This window comes from Bowmanella denitrificans, assembly GCF_039522935.1.
Lineage (GTDB): Bacteria > Pseudomonadota > Gammaproteobacteria > Enterobacterales > Alteromonadaceae > Bowmanella > Bowmanella denitrificans.
On the sequence record NZ_BAAAEI010000011.1, the window covers coordinates 15,787 to 38,751 of the forward strand.

Sequence of the window (22,965 nt, forward strand, 5' to 3'; positions counted from 1 at the left end):
ATCAGACGCTCGCTTTGGGTTTAGCCGGGTGATACAGCTCGCTGCCACTTTGTTTAAAGGCTTCAGACATCTGCTGCATACCCAGTTGCACTGTTTCCTGCTCACCGTCCAGGCCGGTTAATTTGATACCTGCCTGTTCCTGCGCAGCGGCGTAGTCGCGCACTTCCTGGGTGATCTTCATGGAACAGAATTTAGGGCCGCACATGGAGCAGAAATGTGCCACCTTGCCAGACTCCTGCGGTAGGGTTTCATCGTGGTAAGCGCGGGCGGTTTGTGGATCCAGTGCCAGGTTGAACTGGTCTTCCCAACGAAACTCAAAACGCGCCTTAGACATGGCATTGTCGCGAATCTGCGCGCCAGGGTGGCCTTTGGCCAGATCCGCAGCATGAGCAGCAATTTTGTAGGTAATCAGACCCTGTTTAACATCGTCTTTATTGGGCAGACCCAGATGTTCTTTGGGGGTGACGTAACAGAGCATGGCACAGCCGAACCAGCCAATCATGGCCGCGCCAATACCCGAGGTGAAATGGTCGTAGCCAGGGGCAATATCGGTGGTCAGGGGCCCCAGGGTATAAAACGGTGCTTCGTGGCAATGCTCAAGCTGCTCGGTCATGTTCTCTTTTATAAGCTGCATCGGCACATGACCCGGACCTTCGATCATCACCTGGACATCGTATTCCCAGGCGATTTTGGTCAGTTCGCCCAGAGTGCGCAGCTCGGCAAATTGGGCTTCGTCATTGGCGTCATACACTGAGCCAGGGCGCAGGCCGTCACCCAACGACAAAGACACATCATAGGCCGCACACAGCTCACAGATGTCGCGAAAATGGCTGTAGAGAAAATTCTCCTGATGGTGGCTCAGGCACCATTTGGCCATAATCGAACCGCCGCGCGAGACAATACCGGTCAGACGTTTGGCGGTCATGGGCACATAGCGCAGCAGTACCCCGGCGTGGATAGTGAAGTAATCCACCCCTTGCTCGGCCTGTTCCAGCAGGGTGTCACGGAACACTTCCCAGGTTAGGTTTTCGGCAATACCGTTGACCTTTTCCAGCGCCTGATAGATGGGCACCGTGCCAATGGGCACCGGGCTGTTGCGTAAAATCCACTCGCGGGTCTCATGGATATTACGGCCGGTGGATAAGTCCATCACCGTATCAGCGCCCCAGCGGGTCGACCACACCAGCTTTTCCACTTCTTCTTCAATGGAGGACGTCACTGCCGAGTTACCGATATTGGCATTGACCTTAACCAGAAAGTTACGGCCGATAATCATCGGCTCGGATTCCGGGTGATTGATATTGGCCGGAATAATGGCGCGGCCTTCGGCCACTTCGTGGCGGACAAATTCAGCACTGATATTGCCGGGCAGATTAGCGCCGAAGTGTTCACCCTGATGTTGTTTGTTTAACAGCTCACTTTTGACCCGCTCACGGCCCATATTCTCCCGAATGGCGATATATTCCATTTCCGGGGTAATGATACCGGCGCGGGCGTAATGTAACTGAGTGACGCACTTGCCCGGTTTGGCACGCCGTGACCGATGTTTAAGTTCAAAGCGCAGGTCGTCCAGGCTGATATCCGCAGCACGGGCCTTGGCATAGCTGGAGGAGCTTTCACTCAGATACTGAGTATCATCGCGCTCGCTAATCCAACTGTCCCTGACCAGCGGCAAACCACTGCGCACGTCAATATGGGCTTCGGGATCGCCGTAGGGGCCGGAAGTGTCATAAACCGGTACCGGCTCATTGGCCTCGTATACCGGCTGTTCTTTACTGCCGCCCACCAGGGTATCGGCCAGTTGAATCTCCCGCATGGCAACACGCAGATCATCGCGGCTGCCTTGCAGGTAAATACGTTTGGAGTTGGGGTAGGGCTGGCCCTGCAGATCGTTTAAAAATTCCTGGGCCTGATGACGTAATTCGCGTCTGGTTGACATAGCATTCTCGCTTTTTTAGGTGGCTGAAATGCTTGTCAGGAGTGTTGTAAAGAGTAACGCCGCTTGAAACGCTCTCCCTTGGGGAGATTGGACGGCTTAAGGCCTGGGCGTTACGCTCTTGTTCCCTTCGCAGGTATTAGCCTGATCAGGTTCAACGGATCCCGCTTATGCGGTCTCAGCTCGCCCGGTAAACCGGACTGAGCACTCCGACAAGATAAAAACTGCAATCAGTATAAGGGTAGAAAAACCTATATTGCAACAGGGGGATAAGTTGGCTGTTATCAGATTGCCATAGGCAGTTATAACGCTTTTGCTAGATATTATTATTTGGTCTACGATGGGATTACGGACTGAATTCAAGGAGGAAATTAATGTCTGCATTATCTTTCCAAGCACTGTGGGATAACCACCCTTGGCCTAACTCCCCATGTGACACAACGGCGTTCACAAATCAATGTGCGATAAGGATGGGAGTTGCACTGGAATTGTCAAATGTTGATACATCAGGTTTTGATCAGATGTTTCCACAGCGCCGCTGCTATCCGGGCTTTGGACATAGCCCTAAACATATTTTAGCCGCTCAACAACTAGCTGATTGGATGGACTCGGACATCCCTAAGTTTGGAGCTTGTGTAAAACTAAAACAGGTAACAAGTGGTGACTTTGGAGGAAAGAAAGGGATCGTTTTTATTAAGAATGGTTGGGGAACAACTGATCATATTGATCTTTGGAACGGCACAGAAATGAAAGCTGGGTCGCCAGATTATTTTTCTCGAGGCCAGGAAGTATGGTTTTGGGAGATAAAGCGATGAAAAGAATTAGCACAGTTTTGCTATTTATGTGTTTTTCTTGTAGCGCCACAGATATTACGGATTCTGCCAATGTGGCAGGAATGGAACTGCAATTAGTCAGCGCTAACGGCAAGTGTGAGTTGCGTTTTCTGCAAGATGGTGAATCCAAGTTTTTGTCTCTAAAGCCCGAGCCCCCCTGCTTTTTTCTGCGTCGCGGCACAAGTGAACCACAGCGCTTTAGTTATCCCAAAGTCAATGTAGATTATGTGCTTATGGTAGCAGGCAGCGCATTGAACGAGCGACAGAGAACGCTTTGGAATCTGTCAGAAGATATGCAATGCGGCAGCATGCGGCAAGGCGTGCTGTTTAAAGCAGGACAGATTGAAGTAACTCCAGAGGTGATAAAGGATAGCGTCACGTGCAAAAACACGGGCGCTGACGAGAAAGACTTTTGGTCTTTTTCTCATCATTAACTGTTGTAAGTGAATTTAATAAATGGCGGATACAATTTTTATTATCAGTTTGGCCCTTCTAATTTGGTTGCTTCCGGTCATATTTGTTGTTAGACGGCAGCATAGCAGGCAAAGGAAAATAGTCTGGTCGATTCTGCTAATTGCACTACCTATATATGGCTTTCTGTTTTATTTATTTTATTCCTATATATTGTGCCCTGATAAAGCCAGTAGCAGCAGAGGCTAATTTTATTTTAAAAGATAAGGCGGTTTATACCGCCTTATCTATATTCCACCACTAAGAAAGCTTAAGCACGGCGTCGCCGAGAACCGCTAGATACCTAATTCCACTCGCCGGTTTTACTCTGTGACCTCTGCGGCTCTGCGGTGAGTATCATCCCTTACCGCACGTAAGTGGCCGTTAAGGTGGCTTTGGCCAGGGCTTTGCTGTTCAGGGTATAACCCACCACCGCAGGGGAGATATCCACCGGGAAATCCAGCTTTTCATCCGGCAGGGCCCAAATAGTAAATTGGTATCTGTGCATGCCATGGCCCACCGGCGGGCAAGCGCCACCAAAACCGGGCTGGCCGTAATCGGTGCGGGTTTCAAGCACCTTATCCAACTTACCTGACGCGCCGCGAGGCAGGCTGTGGGTATCGGCCGGAATATTCAGCGCCAGCCAGTGCCACCAACCGCTGCCGGTTGGGGCGTCCGGGTCATATAGGGTAATGGCAAAACTCTTGGTGCCATCGGGAGCGTCTTTCCAGGCCAGGGCCGGCGACAGATTTTCGCCACTGCAACCAAACCCCGAGTATTCAAAAGTCTTGGCCATTCGCTGGCCTTCCTGAATATCCGGACTGCTGAGTTCCAGTGCAGATAAGGGCAGAGCCAGTAGCAGGGTTGTTACAGACAAAAACCGTTTACACATAGTTGTTTCCTTGTTGTACGGAATCTTGCTTAATTGAAAAAAGATCCGATGCACTATTGCCGTTCTCAGCTATTGTTGAATGGACTGCGTCATTTTTCAACCAATTGGAACTTGCTGTGGCGTAGCAAATTAAATGGCGTCGATGGATAACTACCGCGACGGCCAAAAAGCCGCTTTTGGCACATGTGTTTTGGAACGGCGGTGGCGGACATACGATTGAGGTATGACGTCATCCTTTTTCGCGTGTTTGCTGATGGCGGTGAAACGACAAGTTCGTACCAAGCCAGATTCCACACCCATATAAACAGGCCACTAACATCCACACCACTGCAATAAGTGGGATATCGCTGAGTGCGATTTCTGTGGCACTGAGTAAAATGGCAATAAAAATAGTGAAAGATACAAGCCCCCACTTCACTAATCCCTCAAGTAGCACAAAACGGAGCATGCCTTTTTGTTTTGTTGCTAGCCAGGCCTTAACTTCCTGATTATCCCAATAGTGATATTTGGAGTTGTATTTAATAAAGAGATCCTTAACCATTTACTGCTTCCTTTTTCTTAAATTAAATTCCGTCTCTGTTTACGTTTTTATAGGGTTAAGATTTTCTCTCCATACAAAAATTATTTAAATCTTTTTAAGTATGGTGCGTTTATTTAATTTTTTAAACTTACCAACCTCTGTATTAGTCTTCACTTTGTCCGCTTCGCTATGATGGTAAGTACCATGGAAACCTTAAAACGACAGCTCTGAACTACCAGCTGGATTGCCTGAGGGTTACTAACGTTATGTGTGTGCAGGCTGACTTAAATGCTAGCGGAAGTTGCTTTGTTAGATCAATGTTAATTAATTATTTTGTTGTTTAAGGTATTGAAGATTTAAAAATTCTGGCGTTTTTTGTTATGAATTTATAAAACAATTCTGGGTTTTAAAAATGGTCGATATCTGGCCTTTTTAATTTAAGTCAATAAAATCAATGTTTGTGGGGTGGTGAGCGAGATGCGTATAATTTGTCAGGTTTGCCAAAATATACGCAAAGCTCATTCCGTCGCTCATGTAGTGACTATGTGCCCTGAGCGTATTTAAGCGCCGTCTGTAGCAGCAAGTTTGCGCCGGTGTGCACGTCTTGCCAGTGGGTCCATTCGTCCGGGGCATGGCTGATACCCCCAACACTGGGTACAAAGATCATACCTGTCGGGGTGATTCTGGCCATATACTGGGCGTCGTGCCCGGCGCCACTGGGCATCACTTGATAATCCAGCTCCATATGCTCGGCCTGCTGACAAAATGCCTGGATAACCTCGTCAGACATGGCTTGTGGCTCCAGCCAGCTCATCTGTTCAAACTCAAACATCAGATTATGTTTACGGGCAATACTGGATAGTACCCGACGACAAGCATCGGCCAGATTACGCATGGTTTGCGGATCAGTATCCCGGCCTACCAGGGTAAACTCGGCCTCGCCTGGTACCGTATGAGCATAGCCGGGTTTTAACTCCACCCGTCCTACGGTCAAGCGGCTTTTGTCTGAACCTTCTTCATTGATAATACGTGGGATCTCATGGGCAAAATCGGCCAGGCCCATAAAGGCATCGCTGCGCATATCCATCGGGGCCGTGCCAGCATGGTTGGCTTTACCAATTAGTCTGACCAGCCACTTATATACACCGGAGATGGCCTCCACCACGCCAATGGGCTTGCCGATTCGCTCCAGCACCGGCCCTTGCTCAATATGCAGCTCTAAAAAGGCGCGAAAATGTTTAGGGTCAAGCCGTGCTGTTAAAGCATCAAAAGCATTCAGCCCGCAGTTAGCCATTTCGTCCTTAAGGTAGATATGACTGGCGTCGTGTGCGTTTTCCAGCCATTGAGGGGTTAGTTCGCCGGTAATGGCCTGCACTCCCATCATACCGCCGAAACGACCTTCTTCCTCGGCAAAGGCATAAACTTCCAACGGGTACTGATAGTCCAGACCGCTATCTCTTAGTACCCGCATACATTCCAGTCCCGCCAGTACGCCTAAGGTGCCATCGAACATACCACCGGCCGGCACGGAATCTATGTGGGAACCCATCGCCACCACCGGTTTGTTGGCATCTGCCTGCATACTGCCAATCACATTACCGGCACTGTCCATACGGGCATAAAATCCTTCGTCTTCAAATTTTTTAATCAGCCAGCGTCTGGCCTGCATATCGGCTTCAGTGAAACCTAAGCGAAACACACCTTTCGACTCGGGGTCATAGCCTATATGTGACAATTCCAGTAAATCATTTTGCAGGCGGCTAAGTTCGGTTTGTAACCCTTGCTTCATAACAACTCCTTTGAATTGAGTGAATCTTCGGCATTTTGTTTAGAGTACAAATAAATGTTAGCATGGACTTTAAATGTTAAGCAGAGGAGACGTCATGAGGACGATCCCAACGCTTCTCCTGGGCTTGTTGTTGATGATCTGTACCCCAGTTCATGCAGCGCAAACCCTGGAATCCAGGGAAGGTTACTTTGTACTGGAGTTTGAAAACCACAGCAGTGCCTATGACAGTCTGGAGATTGTTCAGATGGTAGAAGGAAAGCCAGCGCCAGTTGCTGTGCAGACCTTTGATGTCACTGGGCAGCGCCAGGCAACCTTGTCTGGTTTCGCCAATGGTGAATACCTGGCCAGGCTGATTGACAGCAGCGGTGAACACTCACCGGTGGAGCTGGCACGGGTGCAGGTAACACACCGTTCCCTTTACCAGGCTTTGGCGCTGTTTGTATTGGGCCTGGCGGCATTTTTAATGTTGGTGGGCATCTTACTCAGTTTTGTTCGCAGGGAGCGTGACGGCCACTATGCTTGATGCACAGTTGGACTCAGGATTGGCGCTGGCCATCCTGATCGGCTTCGGCCTGTTGTGGGTAGCTTTTGGCTGGTATCTGGGGCGGGGTAATCGCAGTATTGATGATTACGCCCTGGCTGGGCGCAACGTGGGGTTTGCTTTTGCTACCGCGACCGCCATGGCGACCTGGATCACCAGTAATACTACCCTGGTGGCGCCGCAGTTGGCTTACCAGTTCGGTATCTGGGGCATGATTGGCTATAGCATGGCTGCCCTGGGGCTGATTCTGTTTGCGCCTATGGCAGCGCGTATCAAAGCTCTGATGCCGCACGGCTTCACCAGCGGCGACTTTATTCGCACTCGTTTTGGCCCCACCGCCTGGGCCGTGTTTATGCTTATCTCGTTGTTTTATGCCATGGGCTGGCTGGTCAGTCTGGGTATGGCCGGTGGTATCTTGCTTTCCTCTTTAAGTGACCTGGACTACCACACGGGCATGACGGCAATCTTGCTGATTTGTGTGGCTTATACCTTGCTGGGGGGCTTAAAAGCGGTGATTGCCACCGACTTTGTGCAGTCCATTCTGATTTTGGTTGGGGTGGTGATCATTGCCTGGTTTTGTATCGACAAAGTGGGCATCAGCCAGATTCACCAAAATGTCAGCGAGCTGCAGCCGGAACTACTTAATCTGGCCTTCCCAGCTGCAATCATGTTTCTGTTTAACAATATCTTTTTCGGTATTGGTGAGATATTCCATTCTAATGTCTGGTGGTCGAGGGCCTTTGCATTTAAAGGTGGAGTGGGGAAAAAAGCCTTTCTGACCGGTGGCCTGTTATGGTTGCCCATTCCTATTGTCACCGGCTTTGTGGCGCTGGCCGCGCTGTCTTTAGGGATTGTACCGCCCAGTGCCGATATGGTAGGCCCTTTAGTGGCGGCCAAGTTGTTGGGCAGTATTGGTGCGGTATTTGTGTTTGTGGTGGTATTTTCGGCCCTGGCGTCCAGCATGGACAGCCTGCTGGCCGCTACGTCGGATTTAATCACGCAGGACGGCTACAAACGCCTGCTTAATCCCAAGGCAGACAGCGATACTTTGCTCAAGGCCAATAAACGTATCGTGATTGGCCTGGGGCTGCTGACCTGGCTGCTATGTCTGCCGAAAGTGGCGACCCTGGGCGCATTGTTGAATTTCACCGGTGCCTTTGTGGCATCCGCTATCTGGCCAATTTTGTTTGGCTTATATCATCCTGCCCTGACCGGGCGTTTTGCCAGTGCGGCAATGGCCTTAGGCATCGTCAGTGGTCTGACCCTATACTTCGTAGTGGGCTTTTATGTGGCGGCCATCAGCAGTGCATTGGTGTCGCTGCTTATCTGCTTGGCTGGTGTCTATCTGGCTCCTGGCAAATTCGACTGGCAAACCTTTAAGGAGGCCAGAGATGTATCTGAGTGAATCCCTGTTAGCCATATTGGTGTGGGCAGCCCTGGTGGGTAGTGCTCTGGCACCGGTTATTTTATTGCTGCTTTATCAGCGCGATCTCAAGGATAAGAACCTATGGTAGATCCCAACCTTGAACAGGTTATACAGTTTGAACGCAGCCGTCCTGACGTGCATGGCGACGCCCATCCGAAAAAGTTGCTGCGCGCTATCGTTGAGGAAGGCGATCACCTGGCTAAGCTGTCTAATCAGCATATTTATTCGTCGGATCAATTTGACCGCGATACCTTGCTGCAACTCTTTCGCCTGGCCGCCAAATATGAGGCCAACCCGGACAGGTTCAGCAGTTCCCTGAACGGCCAGATCCTGATCTCGGCTTTTTATGAGCCCAGTACCCGCACGCGTTTGTCGTTTGAAAGTGCCTGGCATCGCCTGGGCGGCGATATTATGTCTATTACCGATCGCTCCACTACCGGAATTGCCAAGGGCGAATCCCTGCGGGACGTGGCGGAAATGTTTAATAACTACGGTGATTGCGTGGTACTGCGTGACTCTAAGGAAGCGTCGGTGCGGGATATGATGGATGCCTTGCGCATTCCGATTATTAATGCCGGTAACGGCACCGATGAACATCCCACCCAGGCATTGGCAGACTTGTACACCATTTTTAAATGGCGCCCGGATCTGGTCACCGACAACCCGGGCGAGCCGCTCAATCTGTGCCTGGTGGGGCTGCCAGCCAAGATGCGCACGGTACGCAGTTTATTAAAGCTGCTGTGCTATTTCCCTGAGGTGTTTTCCACAGTAACAGTAGTTAACGATAAAAGCTGCAAGGCCATGTTCGCCGAAGGCCAGTTAGAACAACTGGAGGAGTTCGGTTTGCAGGTACAGACCGCCGATGATCTGGACGAGGTGCTGCCGCAGGCCGATGTGGTGTATATCAATGCCATCTCCTGGGAAGGTAACTCCTTTAAACAGTATGGCAAAAAGTACCATTTGGATGCCGCGTCGCCCTTAAAACCCGAAGCCATTATTCTGCATCCGCTGGCCCGTGGCGAAGAACTCAGCACCGATTTGGATAACACCCATCACAACTGGTATTTCTCCCAGGCCAGGGGCGCGGTGTTTTTGCGTATGGCGCTGCTGACGTGCCTGGTGAAGCGGGCTGAGCTGGTGTTGGATGTGATCTAGTTGATTCGGACCTGCGGCTTCCTGCCTGCGGTCCTGAGTCGCTACGCAAAAGCGTGGTTTTGCTTCGCTCGCATTTTCAGGGGACTGAAAATGGCGATACATCCTGTATCGCGTCTACGTTGAAGCCCCGCTAATGCAGAACAAACAGGAGTATTTATGTGTGGAATAGCAGGTATTTTTGCCGCCCGGCCTGAGCAGGAGGTGGATTCGCAGGTGTTGGTCAATATGGCCGCCATTATGCACCACCGCGGGCCGGACAATTACGGCTATTGCAACCCGGCCGGTGTTGGCATGGGGATGAGCCATGCCCGCCTGTCTATTATTGATTTAAATGAAAACCGTGGCCGTCAGCCGTTTTTCCTGCATGGTGGCCAGATTATTTTCGCCCACAATGGCGAATTTTATGATTATCAGCGCCTGCGCGGTGAGTTAACTGCTCTGGGCGAGCATTTCGAAACCAAAAGTGATTCTGAGATTGTCCCGCATCTTTACCTGCGACTGGGTATGGCTGAAACCCTCAAGCACCTGCGTGGTGAGTTTGCCTTTTCCCTGTTCGACGAGCAGCAGGATTGCCTGTATCTGGTGCGTGACCGCTTTGGTATAAAACCGTTGTACTGGACAGAAGTTAACGGCCAGTTAGTGTATGGCTCCGAAGTTAAAACCGTGCTGGCACACCCGGATGTTAAGCCGGAGTTTGACAGCCAGGGGCTATTTCACCAACTGATCCAGGTGATGGTGCCAGGCACCACAGCCTTCAAAGGTGTGCACCAGGTGGAGCCAGGTCATATGCTGAAGATTCAACGCCGCGATGGCCGCTTTGTGATTGAAACCAGTAAATACTGGGATATGGATTTTCCCACTCCGGATGCCAGACCTAGGCTGGACGATGAAAGCTATATTCAGGGCGTACGCAGCCATCTGCTTGAGGCGGTGCAATTACGTCTGAATGCCGATGTGCCGGTGGGCTGTTATTTATCCGGCGGCATTGATTCATGCTCTATTTTAGGTCTGGCGTCTGCCGCCAGTCAGGATCCTATTCGCGCTTTTACCATCAGTTTTGATAATGATGAATATGATGAGGCCGCTATTGCCACCGAAATGGCCAGGGCCACAGGTGCCGAGCAAGATATTCTGAAACTCAATGCCGACCTGCTTTACGACAATTTTGCCCGTACCATCTGGCATACCGAGCGCACTATTTACAATACCCTGGCGGTGGCCAAGCTGATGATGAGTCAGCATGTACGGCATGTGGACTATAAAGTGGTGTTGACCGGTGAGGGGTCTGATGAGCTGTTTGCCGGCTATCCGGCGTTTCGCAAAGATATGTTCCTGCATGGTATGGAAGGACTGGACACGGGTCAGGCCGAGGAATGGCAGCGCACCTTGATGGAGTCCAACAAACTGTTTCAGGGCGCGATGCTGCCCAAAGACGAATATGTGTCTGACAGCATCAATGCCAAAGTAGGCTTTACGCCAAGCTGTCTGCAACCCTGGCTGGGTTGTTCGGATCTGGCCAGGCAGCTGCTGCATCCGGCCATTCGTGATGAACTGGCAGAATATGAACCTGGAGCAGCCATTGCCGATCGTCTGGACGAGGACTTTCTGAAGGACCGCCATCCTCTGGATAAAGCGCAGTATGTGTGGATCAAAACCATGCTGGAAGGGCAGATTTTGACCTGGGGCGGTGACAGAGTCGACATGGCGAATTCCATGGAAGCCCGCCCGGCCTTTTTGGATCATCATCTGGCTGAATATGCTGCCACTATTCCCCCAGAGCTGCGTATTCGCGGCAGTAAAGAAAAATACGTACTGCGTGAAGCCATGAAGGGCCTACTGCCAACCGTATTGTACGAGCGGCAGAAATTCGCCTTTATGGCGCCGCCGGCGCATACCGACGAGAAGAAATGGAATAAGCTGAAAGGCCTATTTGAACGCTATGCTTCCCCGGCACAGCTTAAGCAGGCGGGGTTAATTGATACGGCCTTTGTGGATGAGCTGATGCGTCGTCAGGAGAACCCGGCCACCCCTGCGGCTGACAAAGTACAGGTGGATGCCGTGTTAAATCATGTGCTGGGGGTGATGCTGTTGCATCATCATTTTATTGAACAGGATGTCAGCCAACTGGCCTATGACCGGGCTCAGCAATTAGGTTGGGTGGTTTAAGTGTTGGTTGGTCGGCAGATCTAAGTGGTCAGTCGTCAGTAATCAGTTGGCAGAGCAGGGGCGACCTGGACTGCCAACTGTATAGTAACCACGGATTTTTAAGCTATTGTTGTTGGGCTTAAGCCCAACCCACAGTGGGTCGAAATTAATTTCGACAGAAAAGTCCAGATAAATACAAAGAGTCAGAATTGATTCCGACAGCAAAATCCAGTCTAAACACCGTGGGTCGGACTTAAGTCCGACGGGGGGAAGTCGTTGGATCAAAGTGGTCAGTAATCAGTCGGCAGTTAGCTGAAATCCGTTGACAGCGCGCGAGGGCGAGTCAGATTAAACTGCCAACTGCCAACTGCCAACTGCCAACTGCCAACTGCCAACTGCCAACTGCCAACTGCCAACTGCCAACTGCCAACTGCCAACTGCCAACTGCCAACTGCCAACTGCCAACTGCCAACTGCCAACTGCCTTACAGCATTTCCAGGCCTTTAATTTCCTTAATGCCCAGCCCAGGGGTATTTTCGATACTGATCTCGGCACCGTTAAATTTTACATTGCCAATCACAGGGTCAAAGGCGCATAGCGACGGGCCGTCCAGATCTACCTTGGTAATAATATGTGACTTGGCCACCGCCAGATGGGCGGCAGCGGCCACGCTGATACTGGTTTCCAGCATACAACCAATCATGCATTGAACGTCGAAGGTTTCGGCGATATCTGCAATACGGATGGCATTGGAGATACCGCCGGTTTTCATCAGCTTGATATTAATAATATCGGCGGCGCGCATTTTAATCAGTTCGATGACTTCTTTGGGGCCAAAAGTACTTTCATCGGCCATCACCGGCGTATGTACCCGCTCGGTAATATACTTCATTCCTTCTAAGTCATGGCCTTTGACCGGCTGTTCTACCAGTTCCAGACGTACACCGGCATCTTCGAGTTTGGTCAGGGCGTATACCGCTTCTTTGGCGGTCCAGCCCTGGTTTGCATCCAGGCGCAGCAAGGCTTTGCCTTCTACCGCCGCATAGATGGCCTTAACCCGCTCGATGTCCACACCGATATCTTTGCCGACCTTGATTTTCAGGGTTTCGAAGCCGCGGTTTACCGCCTCGATACTGTCTTTGACCATCTTATCGATGTAATCCACGCTGATAGTAATATCGGTACTTAAGGTGGGTTCGCCGCCGCCCAGGATCTTATACAAAGGTGCGTTATAGCGCTGGGCAAACAGGTCATAAATGGCAATTTCTACCGCCGCTTTAGCGCTGTAATTTTTGACGATACTGCCCTGAATCAGATGGGTTATGCGATTTAAATCCTCAATATCCTCGCCAATCAGCTTGGGTTTGATCATGGTTTTAATCGCTTCAATAATCGAACCATGGGTATCGCCGGTAATAACCGCCGTGGCCGGGGCTTCGCCATAGCCTCTGTGACCGGTATCGGTTTCGATAATAACGATCACATCCTCAACTTTTTCAACGGTGCGCAGCGCCGTTTTAAACGGGGTCTTGAGTGGCACCCTGAGCATGGCAAATTTGATATCAGTGATTTTCATGACTTTGACCCCTAACGGATAGTTTTAATGGTGTAAATCCTGTCCACATAGCTGGTGGACTGCGACAATCGCATGGGCAGAAGCGGAGTCACAGATACACCGTTCAGCCCTCCCTGGTAAAAATTGCCCTGTTTATCCACATAGGCCATGCCGTGTACATCGTGGATAACATAAGGTTGGCCGTGCTCCTCACCCAGATACATCACCACATGGCCGGGGATGTAAATCAGGTCTCCAACTTGCAGTTTGTTGAGGGCGCTGAGTTTGTCCTGTTCGCTGCTGTTTTTATCAAAGCGGATATTCTGACCATATTGGCCTTTGCCCTGCTCACCGGAGTTACGCGGCATCAGAATGCCAAAAGTGCGATAAACCTCTGACACAAAACCTGTGCAGTCCCTGGCGTTAAAGTCGTGGCCCCAGCCGTAGCGTTCACCGAGAAACTTAAAACCCTGGCGAATTATATTGGCCGGGGTAAAAGGCAGGTAACCCTGATGCAGGTCCTGATTGCGGCTGATCAGGGCGGGTTTAAATGACAAGCTGCCATTGGCTTCGCGAAAGGGCAGTTCCACCGCATAGCTGGCATAGGGATTCTGGCCATACAGGCGGTGATTGACGTCCTGATTACTCAGCAGGGGCAGCCTGACACCCATATCCAATTGTTTTTCCGACAGTTGCACAACCTCGGGATTATGATTGGTAAACACCTTTGCACCAGTTACCACCATAAAGGGCGTTTTTTGCCCGTAGCCCAGCACTTGTTCTTTTGTGCCAATGGCCACCGATGATGCCGGCAGCCAGGCCAGATAATGATAGGCACGGGCCAGCAACCATTGGCCGTCTTTACTTTGGTGATAAATCGCCAGGGCATCACCAGGAAACAGTCCGGTTTCGATAAAACGGTCAATATCCAGATCCATCTCCTGGTTATAGGCTTTATCCGCAGAGGGGAAGCGGCGCATATGAGTTCGCTCGGTCACCAGCGCAAACCGCACGGGGTTTAAGGCTCTGATGTTGGTGATATTCAGGTTTTCCAGATAAGGCTGGTAGTGCTGTTTGGTTAACTGGGTACCATCGGCATAGAATCTGTCACTACTGGGAATAGAACTGACCTGTTCGATAGCGGCTTTAAGATCTTCTGCACTTAAGGCTGCAGGCAGGTCTGCCAGGTCCTGCAGTTCATTCTGCTGGTTGAAGGTTCGCTGATTAAGCTGCTTGATTTGCGTTTGGCTTAACAGTACCTGATTGGCATCTTTTTGTTTGTTGACCCAATATTCGCTTTGCAGATGCTGCATCTGAATACCGATAACATCGGTGTCGGCAGCGCTGGCGCTGAAAGTTAGGAAACTCAGACCCAGAAATAATGCACAGAGTAATTTCATAATATTAATTTGCTTCCAATTCAAATGGCCGGTAGCAGATTGCCCACCAAAATGCCGCCCGCGGTACCGACTATATAGCCCAGTAACGCCATAAGTATACCAACAGGGATCAGGCTGCGAGAGTAAGACGCCGCCAGAATCGGCGCTGAGGCTACGCCACCAATATTGGCCAGCGACGCTACACCACAGGTAAACAGGTCCAGCCGGAATAACTTGGCCAGGGCCAGCATCACCAGCGCATGCAGTATCAGAATCAAAAGCCCGGACAGAATAAACAGAGGCGCCTGGCCGATATTGGCCACATTGCCTCTGGAGGCAATCAGGGCAATCAGAATAAACAGCATTAATTTGGATAACTCACGATCGCCACCCAGTTGCCTGAGAGGCGATTGGGCAACCAGCAGGCCTAATCCCGTGGCTACCACCACTTGCCAGGCGGTGCTGTTAAAAAATTCATTGCCTGGCAATATGCTACCCAGCCAGATAGCAGTCTGGGCCGCCACTGCGGCAGCCCCCAGCCAAAACAGCAAAGCCGCGCCACTGGCCGGTGCAATCTGTTGTTCATTCAACTGGGCGGCAACCTGATCAAGACGCGTATTGTCTGCGCCACTCCAGCGGTTAAACAGTTTGGCATGCGGGGTCAGGGCCAGCAGAATAAAGACCCACACCGCATAGTCAATGGAATCTACCAGCAGGGCAAAGCCCATACTTTGTTCATTAATACTGAATATTCCCTGCACCGCCACCATATTACCGGTGCCGCCCAGCCAACTGCCAGCCAGTGCCGCAAAGGTCTGCCAGCTCTGTGCAGGCAGCCAGTTGTGCATCAGCAAATGCACCACAATAATCGCCAGAATAATAGAGGTCGAGGCGGCCAGAAAGGTCAGCAATAATCTGGGGCCGAGTTTAGCGATAATGCGCAGGTCGGCCTGTACCATCATCAGAAAAATCATGGCAGGCAGCAAATTGCCTTTGCTGACTTTGTAGGCCTGGTCGATGGCTGGGCTGGCTTGCCAAACAGACAGACTGGCAGCGCACAGCATCACAAAATACAGTACCACCACGGCCGGAACCAGGGCAAAAAAGCGCTTGGCGGTTTTGTCTTCCAGTAGCGCCAGCAGGCCTGCACAGCCCAGTACCAGCGCTATAAAACCGCTTACAGAATCAATCATGGCTGAGGTCTCTTTTTTCTATGCCCTTGTCCATCGGCGAATCTTTATACACATTGAGTATCAAGGAATATTATTTCAAATCAATAATAAAGTAATAATAAATTATTTACATTGTGGAAATTGCTGATATTTTATCCATACTGGTGTAGGAGCAGCTTAACTTCAGGATGAAGTAAATATTCCTTGGTTGCAAGTTGTTTGGAATAAGTTATTTCAATTGGCCGGGAATAGTGCTAGCGTTAATAGCGGCTGTTCAAAAAGCCAGCAACAAGTGCATTGGTTTAAAACAAATACAACTGAACCAGGGATAACATAAACATGAAACTCAATAAGACTGCTTTTTCTAGAAGGCGCCTGGCATTGGCTACAAGACGGGCGTTGAGAACTCCTCTTTATTCCGTGTCTGCCCTGGCGTTAGCGAGTGCGATGGTTTGTGCCCCGGCTGTGGCTCAGCAGGCAGGCGGTATCAAAGGTAAAGTTACCGAGCAACAGGGTATGGCCGTGGGTGGTGTAACGGTAACCGCCACCAGTAATGTAATGCCCAAGCCCCGTTCCACCACCACCGCCGAAGATGGTAGCTACAATCTGCCACTCTTGATCCCAGGGCGTTATGAACTGACATTTACGTCAGCCGACGGCACCGTTCGTAAGGCCAGTGCTAATGTACTGCTGGACCAGGTTTCTAATGTCAGTATTGTGCTGGCTCCGGCCACGGCTGACGACACAGAGATTATTCAGATTGTCGGCAGTGCTATTGTCCGTGAAGGTAATTCTTCTCTGACCAACTCGATTGGTGATGATGTAGTGGAAGGGTTACCGGTGGGGCAAAGCTACCGCGACCTGTTTAAGCTGGTACCTGGCGTACAGTATTCCGAGAATAGCACTCTGGGGCCGGCAGCTGGTGGTTCTGGAGTGGATAACAAATATGGTTTTGATGGCGTAGATGTCTCATTGCCGCTGTTTGGCAATCTGGCATCTGAGCCTTCAACCCATGATATTGAAATGGTGTCGATGGAGCGCGGCGGTGCCAAGGCTAAGGGCTTTAATCGTGCTGGCGGTTTCGCCATGAACACCAAGTCCAAATCAGGGACCAATGAATTCCACGGTAAATTAGAATACAAGCTGGAGGATGCTAATTTTTCAGCCACCCCTGATGAAGGTCTGTATGAAGAGAAAGATAAGAGCTGGGTGACCGCCAACCTGGGGGGGCCGCTTATTGAGGATGAGCTGTTTTTCTATGCCTCTTATTATCGCCCGGAAGAAGATGGTCAAAGCAAAGTAACCAAATATGGTGAGGTTAAGCCCTTTAAGAGCGTCAGGGATGAATATTTTGGCAAGCTGACCTGGGCACCAACTTACGAGTTGTTGATGAACCTCAGCTACCGGACTTCTGAGAAGGAAGAAACCGCCGCGTCAATTGGGGAGTTTGATGCGGATAGCGCGTCTTCCGGCGGCACAGCGGACCAGGATATCCTGATATTTGACGGCTCTTATATTATTGATGACTACACAACCGTTAGTTTCCAATACAGTGAGTTTACCCTGGAAACAGCTGGTGTACCTGATATGGCTTTAGGTGTGGTGCCTACCATTGGTGGTTCGCTTGATATCTCGAATCTGGACCAGATGGGGTATTTCAATGTACCGACCTTGCGCTCTGATGAGGGGTACGACCGTGTCACAGGTCAGGCCCTAATTGACCAATATGGCTATTTAGAGGGCGGTGTACGCAAAGGCGGTGGCGGAGTTGGTGGCTACTATCAGATTGACAATATCAATTTCTATCGAGACAGCTTTGAAACGGCCCTTGAACACGAGCTGATGTGGGGTGAGTCAACCCATAGCTTGCACTTTGGTTTTAAATGGGCCGAAAGTGAGGAAGAGCTGATTCGTGATTCTAACGGCTGGGGTTCTATTTCTTATATTGGCGGCCTGGAGACTGCTACAGATGGTACCCCCATCTATTATCGTAGCTATACCCAGCAATCCACTTTTGGTGATATTGAAAGCTCGGTGCCAGCCATTGTGTCATCCATCGAAACCTATAATTTCGAAATTAATGACACCATTGAACATGGTGATTTTACCTACAATGTTGGGGTACTGATCAGTAAGGATGTTTACTACGGTCAGGGCCTGCGCCGCAAAGACGGTACTGTTTCCGGTTATGAAGTGGCGCCTGGCAATAAATACAAAATGTATACCATTGACTGGAAGGATATGATCCAACCCCGTTTGGGCGTGGAATGGCGTTATGACGGTGAAAACACCGTATTTGCTAACTTTGCCCAGTATAACCCTGAAGCCAGTTCATTGGCCCGTGCAGCGTCCTGGGATAGAAATGCCCGCCCGCAAATGGAAGTATGGTTTGATAAGGACGGAAATTTTATTGAATCTACGCCAAGAGAGGGTTCATCCGGTAAGGCATTTCAGGACAATATGAAGCCACGTCGAATCGATGAATTTACTATTGGTACAACTAAGCAGTTAACCGATGAATGGTTTATTCGTGGCCATGCCAGATACCGTGAAGGCTCGCATTTCTGGGAAGATGTACCAAATACTGCGCGTTTGTCCGGTACTTATGGCAATGGCTCTGTACCACAACATATTGCTGATAAAGGCCTGTATGTTGATAACCTGGATGCCATTCGCGCCGAAATTGGCGGGTCGTCTTATGTAATTGCCGAAGTGGATGACGGCCAGACCAAGTATTGGGAATTAAGCCTGGAAGCTGAATGGAATGGCGATAATACCTATCTGAATGCTTCTTACGTGTGGAGCCATTACTACGGTAACTTTGACCAGGACAATACCACGGCGACAAACGATGCCAATACTTTTGTTGGTTCCTCCAACTATAACGATGGTAATGGCCGTTATTCATGGGATAACAAATACGGAACCCTTAGCAGTGATAAACCGCATTTGCTGAAGGTTTATGGTTACTACACCACGGACTGGAATGCCAATATTGGGGCTTATTTGTTGTATCAGTCGGGTCAACCCTGGGAGAAATGGGACCCAACTGTGTATGGTTACGCCAGTACTGTTTCCGCAACAAACCGTTATGGTGAGCCGGCCGGTAGCAGACGCAGTCCAAGCCATTGGCAGTTAGATCTGAACTACACGCAGGATTTCCAGTTGACTGATGACTTTATGTTGAAGTTCCGTGCTGACCTGTTCAATGTGTTTGATCGCCAGACTGGTTACAACTTTAATCCTTATGCGTTCTCCGATACCTTTGGAGAAGCTCGTGACTACTACAACCCACGCAGACTACAAGTCTCTGTGGCGGTGGAGTTCTAAGCGGTTCACTATGGCCCTGCTGGCAGGGCCGGATAAAATCCTCGCATCCGTCGGGGATTTTTTATGTCCAGGGATGGACGGTATGCCGTGGTCGCATGGATGCGAAAGAGCGGCGATGTCCAGGGGCGGGCAGAAAAAAACTGCCTCTCTGGCTTGTCTGACCGGCGCTAGCGGTCAAAAAGATGTATTAACGCAATTCGGTGCAATAAAAACACCATCGGATAACGAGAGACTAAGGCCATACGGTCTACAAAAACAAAGAGAGTGTTATGTCGTTTTTTCAGGGAATAGCCCGTGTTAGCTGGGTTGGCCTGGCCGCTCTGGCTGGGTTAGCCGGCTGTGCCAGTTTCTCGGTGCAGCAAATGCCGTCCAACAGTTACAACCACAGAGTGCAGTTTTTGGTGATGCACTTTACCGCCATAGACTATCAGGCTTCGGTGGACGCGCTGGTTACTGGTAAGTATGTGAGCTCTCACTATCTTATTCCTGAACGTTTTGACGATTCTTATCCTGGCGGTGATGATTTACAGGTTTACCAACTGGTGGATGAGCACGATCGCGCCTGGCATGCTGGTAGCAGCTATTGGCAGGGGCGGCAGGACCTGAATGACCAGTCCATTGGTATTGAAATCGTTAATGTGCCGCGCTGCGAGCGCCCGATGGGGCATCACTTTATGGACCCGGAACAAAGCACGGAGCACGGTGATGGACGCCTGTGTATCTTCCCTGACTATGATCCCAAGCAAATTGAATTGCTGGTTAAACTGTCAAAAGACATTCTGGCCCGAAACCCGGATATCGGCCCAACACAAGTGATTGGCCATTCCGATATCACCCCGAGCCGCAAGAATGACCCTGGCCCGCGTTTCCCCTGGTACCAGTTATACAAAGAAGGTATAGGCGCCTGGTATGACAACGATACCGTCAACAAATACTGGCAACAATTTAGCCAGTCGCCGCCCAGTCTGGGCCTGGTGCAGGCAGCACTGCGTACTTATGGTTATGGCGTGCTGGAAACCGGGCAGATGGATGCACAAACACTGGATACTCTGTCAGCCTTTCAGATGCACTTTTTACCCTGGCATGTTAGTGGGCAGGCCAGTGATAAAACCGCCGCCACCCTGTTTGCGTTACTGGAGAAGTACTTCCCTGCCAGGCTTGAAAAGCTGATGCAGCGTTATGCTAAAGAGCAGTTGCCGGATGTTGCGCCTGTAACGCTACCGCCATTGGGGCAGATTGATGAAGTCTTTCCGCAGCACAACCCCAGCGAGCGGCAGTATGTTAACGACAGGCGTATTTTTAAGGCATATGCCGGGCAGGGCGAGATTATTATTGATAGCCACAACGCGCAAAGTGCCGACATTATGATTAACGGCCAGAAGCTGAATATTCAGCAGCCATTTAAGGCTAACCAGCAGTACCGTTATTCCCTGGCTAAACGCACTAGAAATGGCATTAATGTGCTGCAGGTGGCTAATGTTAGGCCATTAGGTGCTGAGATCCGGGTCACTATTCCTTATCCAACCCTCACTGAGGCTAAAACCAGCCCCTATAACTTTAAAGCCGTGGATAAACTGATTGGCGATGATATTGCTCAGGGCTTTCCCGGCGCGGTATTAATGGTGGTGAAAGACGGCAGAATTGTTAAGCAGACCGCCTATGGTAATCAGCGGGTTTATGCTGATGACGGCAGCCAGCTGCCCAGCCCTGAGCCTATGCGGGTTGACACCCTGTTTGATATGGCGTCAAACACTAAAATGTATGCCACTAACTATGCATTGATGAAGCTTGCCAGCCAGGGCAAGCTGGATTTCAGTCAGCCTATCAGCCGCTATATTCCTGAGTACCGCGGCGCCGGACGTGAAGCTCGTACGGTAAAAGATCTGCTAACCCATACCGCCGGCTATGCCAGCTCGATACATTTCTATGAACCTGACAACGCACTGGGCAAACACTTTTTTTCTCAGAACAAGGCCAAAACTGAGCGCTTGCTGTTAACTCAGGTGCCCTTTGAAACCGGCCGTAATTTGCGCAGCTTGTATAGCGACACTGACTATATGCTGCTGGGCATATTGGTTGAACGCCTCACCGGCATGCAACTGGACAGCTATGTGGAAAGCCAGATTTACCAGCCGCTGGGCCTGCATCACACCATGTTTAACCCGCTACATAAAGGCTTTGTAAAGGGCCAGTTTGCCGCCACAGAAATTCAGGGCAATAGCCGTGGCGGGCGGGTCGATTTTGACAATATCCGTACTTATACCCTGCAGGGGGAAGTGCATGATGAAAAGGCCTTTTATTCCATGGGCGGGGTATCCGGGCATGCCGGGCTGTTTTCCCGCGCCCAGGATATGGCGGTGCTGACCCAGATTCTGCTCAATCGCGGCGGCTACGGCCAACAGCAGATATTCAGTGCAACCGTGCTGGATCAGTTTGCCAAAGCATCTGACAAAGATATCACTCAGGGGCTGGGCTGGCGCCGCGCAGGGAACGGTGAGCGGGCCTGGCACTTTGGCCCTTATGCCAGTCCACAGGCCATTGGCCATACCGGCTGGACGGGTACGGTTACGGTGGTTGACCCGGCTTATGACCTTGCCATTATTCTGCTTACTAATCGCAAACACAGCCCGGTGACAGATAACGAGCAGGGGTACGGTTTTGCCGGTGACGAATTTGAAACGGGGCGATACGGCAGTGTGGTATCGCTGGTTTACGAAGCCATTCTGGCTAAACCCTGAATCTGTGGCTTATACGCACAGAATGGGTGACCAGAATAAAAAAAAGGTTATGCTAGGACGTTATACCTTTGTAAAGAAATTGAATGGCCTATGGGCATCAAACCTGGCGCTAGGGAGAGATTTTGACCTGTTTACTGAAGATGCAAGCCATGCGTGAGCATATGTCTTCCAGTGAGAAGAAACTGGCGGATTTTATTTTGGATAATACCCATCTGCTGCGGGATTATTCGTCGCAGCAGTTGGCCAATGCCGTGGGGGTCAGCCAGTCCAGTGTGGTGAAATTCAGCCAGAAAATGGGCTATCGCGGTTACCCTGATCTAAAACTGGCGGTCAATGAAAGCCTGGCCAGGGGACTCGGCCTGCAAAACCAAATGGGCCAGGCTGTCAGCGCCGATGAGCAGGAGTCCATTACCGATATTATTCGCCAGGAAGCCCTGAAAACCATTGATTATCTGGCCGAAGTGGAGGCTTCCGACAGCTTTGTGCAGGCAGTGACCGTACTGGCCCATGCCGCTTGTGTGCAGGTGCAGGGTAGTGGTGAAGGCTGCTATCCCGCTACCCGCTTGGCGCAGGGGTTGTGTGAGGTACAAAAACAGGTTCAGCATGTTAATGATCAGCGCCTGGCCTTGCTGCTGGCCGATCAGGCGGTGGACAACAAGGTGCTGGTGGTGATTAGCATCGATGACAGCGACAACCATTTGCAGGAACTGATTCGCCTGAACCGCGCGCATCGCAGCAAAATTATCGGTATTTGCAAATACGGCGACACCCGCCTGCCCAGCCTGTGTGATATCACTTTGCAGATGCTGGTGGATTGCCAGCATCCGGATGTGGTGCTACCGCCGCAGGCGATTAACCTGTCTTATTTGGTGGATTTACTGGTACTGGCGCTGCAAAAAGCCGCTAAACAAGGTTAGCTGATTCGGATATATCACACAGAGACGCTGAGGGCGCAGAGAAGAGCTCGCAGAGTTTTAAGATCTTCAATTCCTCTGTGTTCTCTGTGCCTCTGTGGTTTTTTCTGCTTTTACGCAAATACTGTAGTGGCATAGTTAATTTGGCCACCTAATTAGAGCTGCTATGATGCAGTCAGAACTTCATTAG

General features: G+C 50.5%; 19 protein-coding genes and 1 riboswitch. Of the genes, 11 read left to right on the forward strand and 8 right to left on the reverse strand.

Annotated elements, in window-relative coordinates:
• Position 1 precedes the first annotated feature (1 nt).
• Positions 2–1,939, reverse strand: a complete 1,938-nt coding sequence (gene thiC / locus ABD028_RS10920) for a phosphomethylpyrimidine synthase ThiC (RefSeq protein WP_343844855.1) — start codon at positions 1,937–1,939, stop codon at positions 2–4.
• A 105-nt stretch (positions 1,940–2,044) separates the two neighbouring features.
• Positions 2,045–2,158, reverse strand: a riboswitch (TPP riboswitch).
• Between the two features lie 152 nt (positions 2,159–2,310).
• On the opposite strand from thiC, the gene ABD028_RS10925 reads away from it, so the two are divergent.
• From ABD028_RS10925 to ABD028_RS23270, 3 genes are read left to right on the forward strand one after another with little or no spacing between them, the layout of a single operon-like run.
• Positions 2,311–2,751 (forward strand): T6SS effector amidase Tae4 family protein, encoded by a 441-nt coding sequence (locus ABD028_RS10925; RefSeq protein ID WP_343844856.1) that lies wholly within the window; start codon positions 2,311–2,313, stop codon positions 2,749–2,751.
• Positions 2,733–3,203: a hypothetical protein gene (locus ABD028_RS10930; RefSeq protein WP_343844857.1), complete on the forward strand. Its 471-nt coding sequence runs from the start codon at positions 2,733–2,735 to the stop codon at positions 3,201–3,203. Before ABD028_RS10925 ends, ABD028_RS10930 begins: the two co-directional genes overlap by 19 nt.
• A 22-nt stretch (positions 3,204–3,225) precedes the next feature.
• The gene (locus tag ABD028_RS23270) at positions 3,226–3,429 is read left to right on the forward strand and encodes a PLD nuclease N-terminal domain-containing protein (RefSeq protein WP_425542097.1); all 204 of its coding nucleotides are present in this window, start codon (positions 3,226–3,228) and stop codon (positions 3,427–3,429) included.
• A gap of 154 nt (positions 3,430–3,583) precedes the next feature.
• On the opposite strand, the gene ABD028_RS10935 is transcribed toward ABD028_RS23270, so the two are convergent.
• The 3 genes from ABD028_RS10935 to ABD028_RS10945 all read right to left on the reverse strand — a co-directional run bounded on the left by ABD028_RS10935 (position 3,584) and on the right by ABD028_RS10945 (position 6,420).
• Positions 3,584–4,111, reverse strand: a complete 528-nt coding sequence (locus ABD028_RS10935) for a YbhB/YbcL family Raf kinase inhibitor-like protein (protein ID WP_343844859.1) — start codon at positions 4,109–4,111, stop codon at positions 3,584–3,586.
• Between the two features lie 229 nt (positions 4,112–4,340).
• Complete coding sequence (locus ABD028_RS10940; RefSeq protein WP_102797361.1) at positions 4,341–4,652, reverse strand: hypothetical protein; 312 nt, start codon at positions 4,650–4,652, stop codon at positions 4,341–4,343.
• A gap of 520 nt (positions 4,653–5,172) precedes the next feature.
• On the reverse strand, positions 5,173–6,420 hold the full coding sequence (locus ABD028_RS10945; RefSeq protein ID WP_343844860.1) for a Zn-dependent hydrolase: 1,248 nt from the start codon (positions 6,418–6,420) through the stop codon (positions 5,173–5,175).
• 94 nt (positions 6,421–6,514) lie between these two features.
• On the opposite strand from ABD028_RS10945, the gene ABD028_RS10950 reads away from it, so the two are divergent.
• From ABD028_RS10950 to asnB, 5 genes are all read left to right on the forward strand, one after another.
• Complete coding sequence (locus ABD028_RS10950; protein ID WP_343844861.1) at positions 6,515–6,943, forward strand: hypothetical protein; 429 nt, start codon at positions 6,515–6,517, stop codon at positions 6,941–6,943.
• Positions 6,924–8,366: a sodium:solute symporter family transporter gene (locus ABD028_RS10955; RefSeq protein ID WP_343844862.1), complete on the forward strand. Its 1,443-nt coding sequence runs from the start codon at positions 6,924–6,926 to the stop codon at positions 8,364–8,366. Before ABD028_RS10950 ends, ABD028_RS10955 begins: the two co-directional genes overlap by 20 nt.
• Positions 8,353–8,475: a hypothetical protein gene (locus ABD028_RS10960; RefSeq protein WP_281259797.1), complete on the forward strand. Its 123-nt coding sequence runs from the start codon at positions 8,353–8,355 to the stop codon at positions 8,473–8,475. Before ABD028_RS10955 ends, ABD028_RS10960 begins: the two co-directional genes overlap by 14 nt.
• Positions 8,469–9,542, forward strand: a complete 1,074-nt coding sequence (locus ABD028_RS10965) for an aspartate/ornithine carbamoyltransferase family protein (protein WP_102797357.1) — start codon at positions 8,469–8,471, stop codon at positions 9,540–9,542. The genes ABD028_RS10960 and ABD028_RS10965 overlap by 7 nt, the downstream gene beginning before the upstream one ends.
• Before the next feature lie 156 nt (positions 9,543–9,698).
• Positions 9,699–11,708, forward strand: coding sequence for an asparagine synthase (glutamine-hydrolyzing) (gene asnB / locus ABD028_RS10970; protein WP_343844863.1), 2,010 nt, complete (start codon positions 9,699–9,701; stop codon positions 11,706–11,708).
• A 287-nt stretch (positions 11,709–11,995) separates the two neighbouring features.
• Here asnB and ABD028_RS10975 read toward each other — a convergent pair whose 3' ends face one another.
• Genes ABD028_RS10975 through ABD028_RS10990 form a run of 4 tightly spaced genes read right to left on the reverse strand, consistent with a single transcriptional unit; the run spans position 11,996 to position 15,814 of the window.
• A complete protein-coding gene (locus ABD028_RS10975; RefSeq protein ID WP_343844865.1) occupies positions 11,996–12,166 on the reverse strand; it encodes a hypothetical protein in 171 nt (56 codons plus the stop codon).
• A 5-nt stretch (positions 12,167–12,171) separates the two neighbouring features.
• A complete protein-coding gene (locus tag ABD028_RS10980) occupies positions 12,172–13,263 on the reverse strand; it encodes a dipeptide epimerase (RefSeq protein ID WP_102798370.1) in 1,092 nt (363 codons plus the stop codon).
• Positions 13,264–13,274: 11 nt separating this feature from the next.
• Positions 13,275–14,642 carry an NlpC/P60 family protein gene (locus ABD028_RS10985; RefSeq protein WP_343844866.1) on the reverse strand — a complete coding sequence of 456 codons (1,368 nt, stop codon included), beginning with the start codon at positions 14,640–14,642 and terminating at the stop codon, positions 13,275–13,277.
• 20 nt (positions 14,643–14,662) lie between these two features.
• Complete coding sequence (locus tag ABD028_RS10990; RefSeq protein WP_343844867.1) at positions 14,663–15,814, reverse strand: DUF819 family protein; 1,152 nt, start codon at positions 15,812–15,814, stop codon at positions 14,663–14,665.
• Positions 15,815–16,192: 378 nt separating this feature from the next.
• Between ABD028_RS10990 and ABD028_RS10995 the strand changes: the two genes are divergently transcribed.
• The 3 genes from ABD028_RS10995 (at position 16,193) to ABD028_RS11005 (ending at position 22,778) form a co-directional block, all read left to right on the forward strand.
• Complete coding sequence (locus ABD028_RS10995; protein ID WP_343844868.1) at positions 16,193–19,123, forward strand: carboxypeptidase regulatory-like domain-containing protein; 2,931 nt, start codon at positions 16,193–16,195, stop codon at positions 19,121–19,123.
• A 269-nt stretch (positions 19,124–19,392) separates the two neighbouring features.
• Complete coding sequence (pbp4b, locus tag ABD028_RS11000; protein WP_343844869.1) at positions 19,393–21,861, forward strand: penicillin binding protein PBP4B; 2,469 nt, start codon at positions 19,393–19,395, stop codon at positions 21,859–21,861.
• 122 nt (positions 21,862–21,983) lie between these two features.
• Entirely contained in the window at positions 21,984–22,778 is a 795-nt protein-coding gene (locus tag ABD028_RS11005; protein ID WP_343844871.1) for a MurR/RpiR family transcriptional regulator, read from the forward strand.
• Positions 22,779–22,965 lie beyond the last annotated feature (187 nt).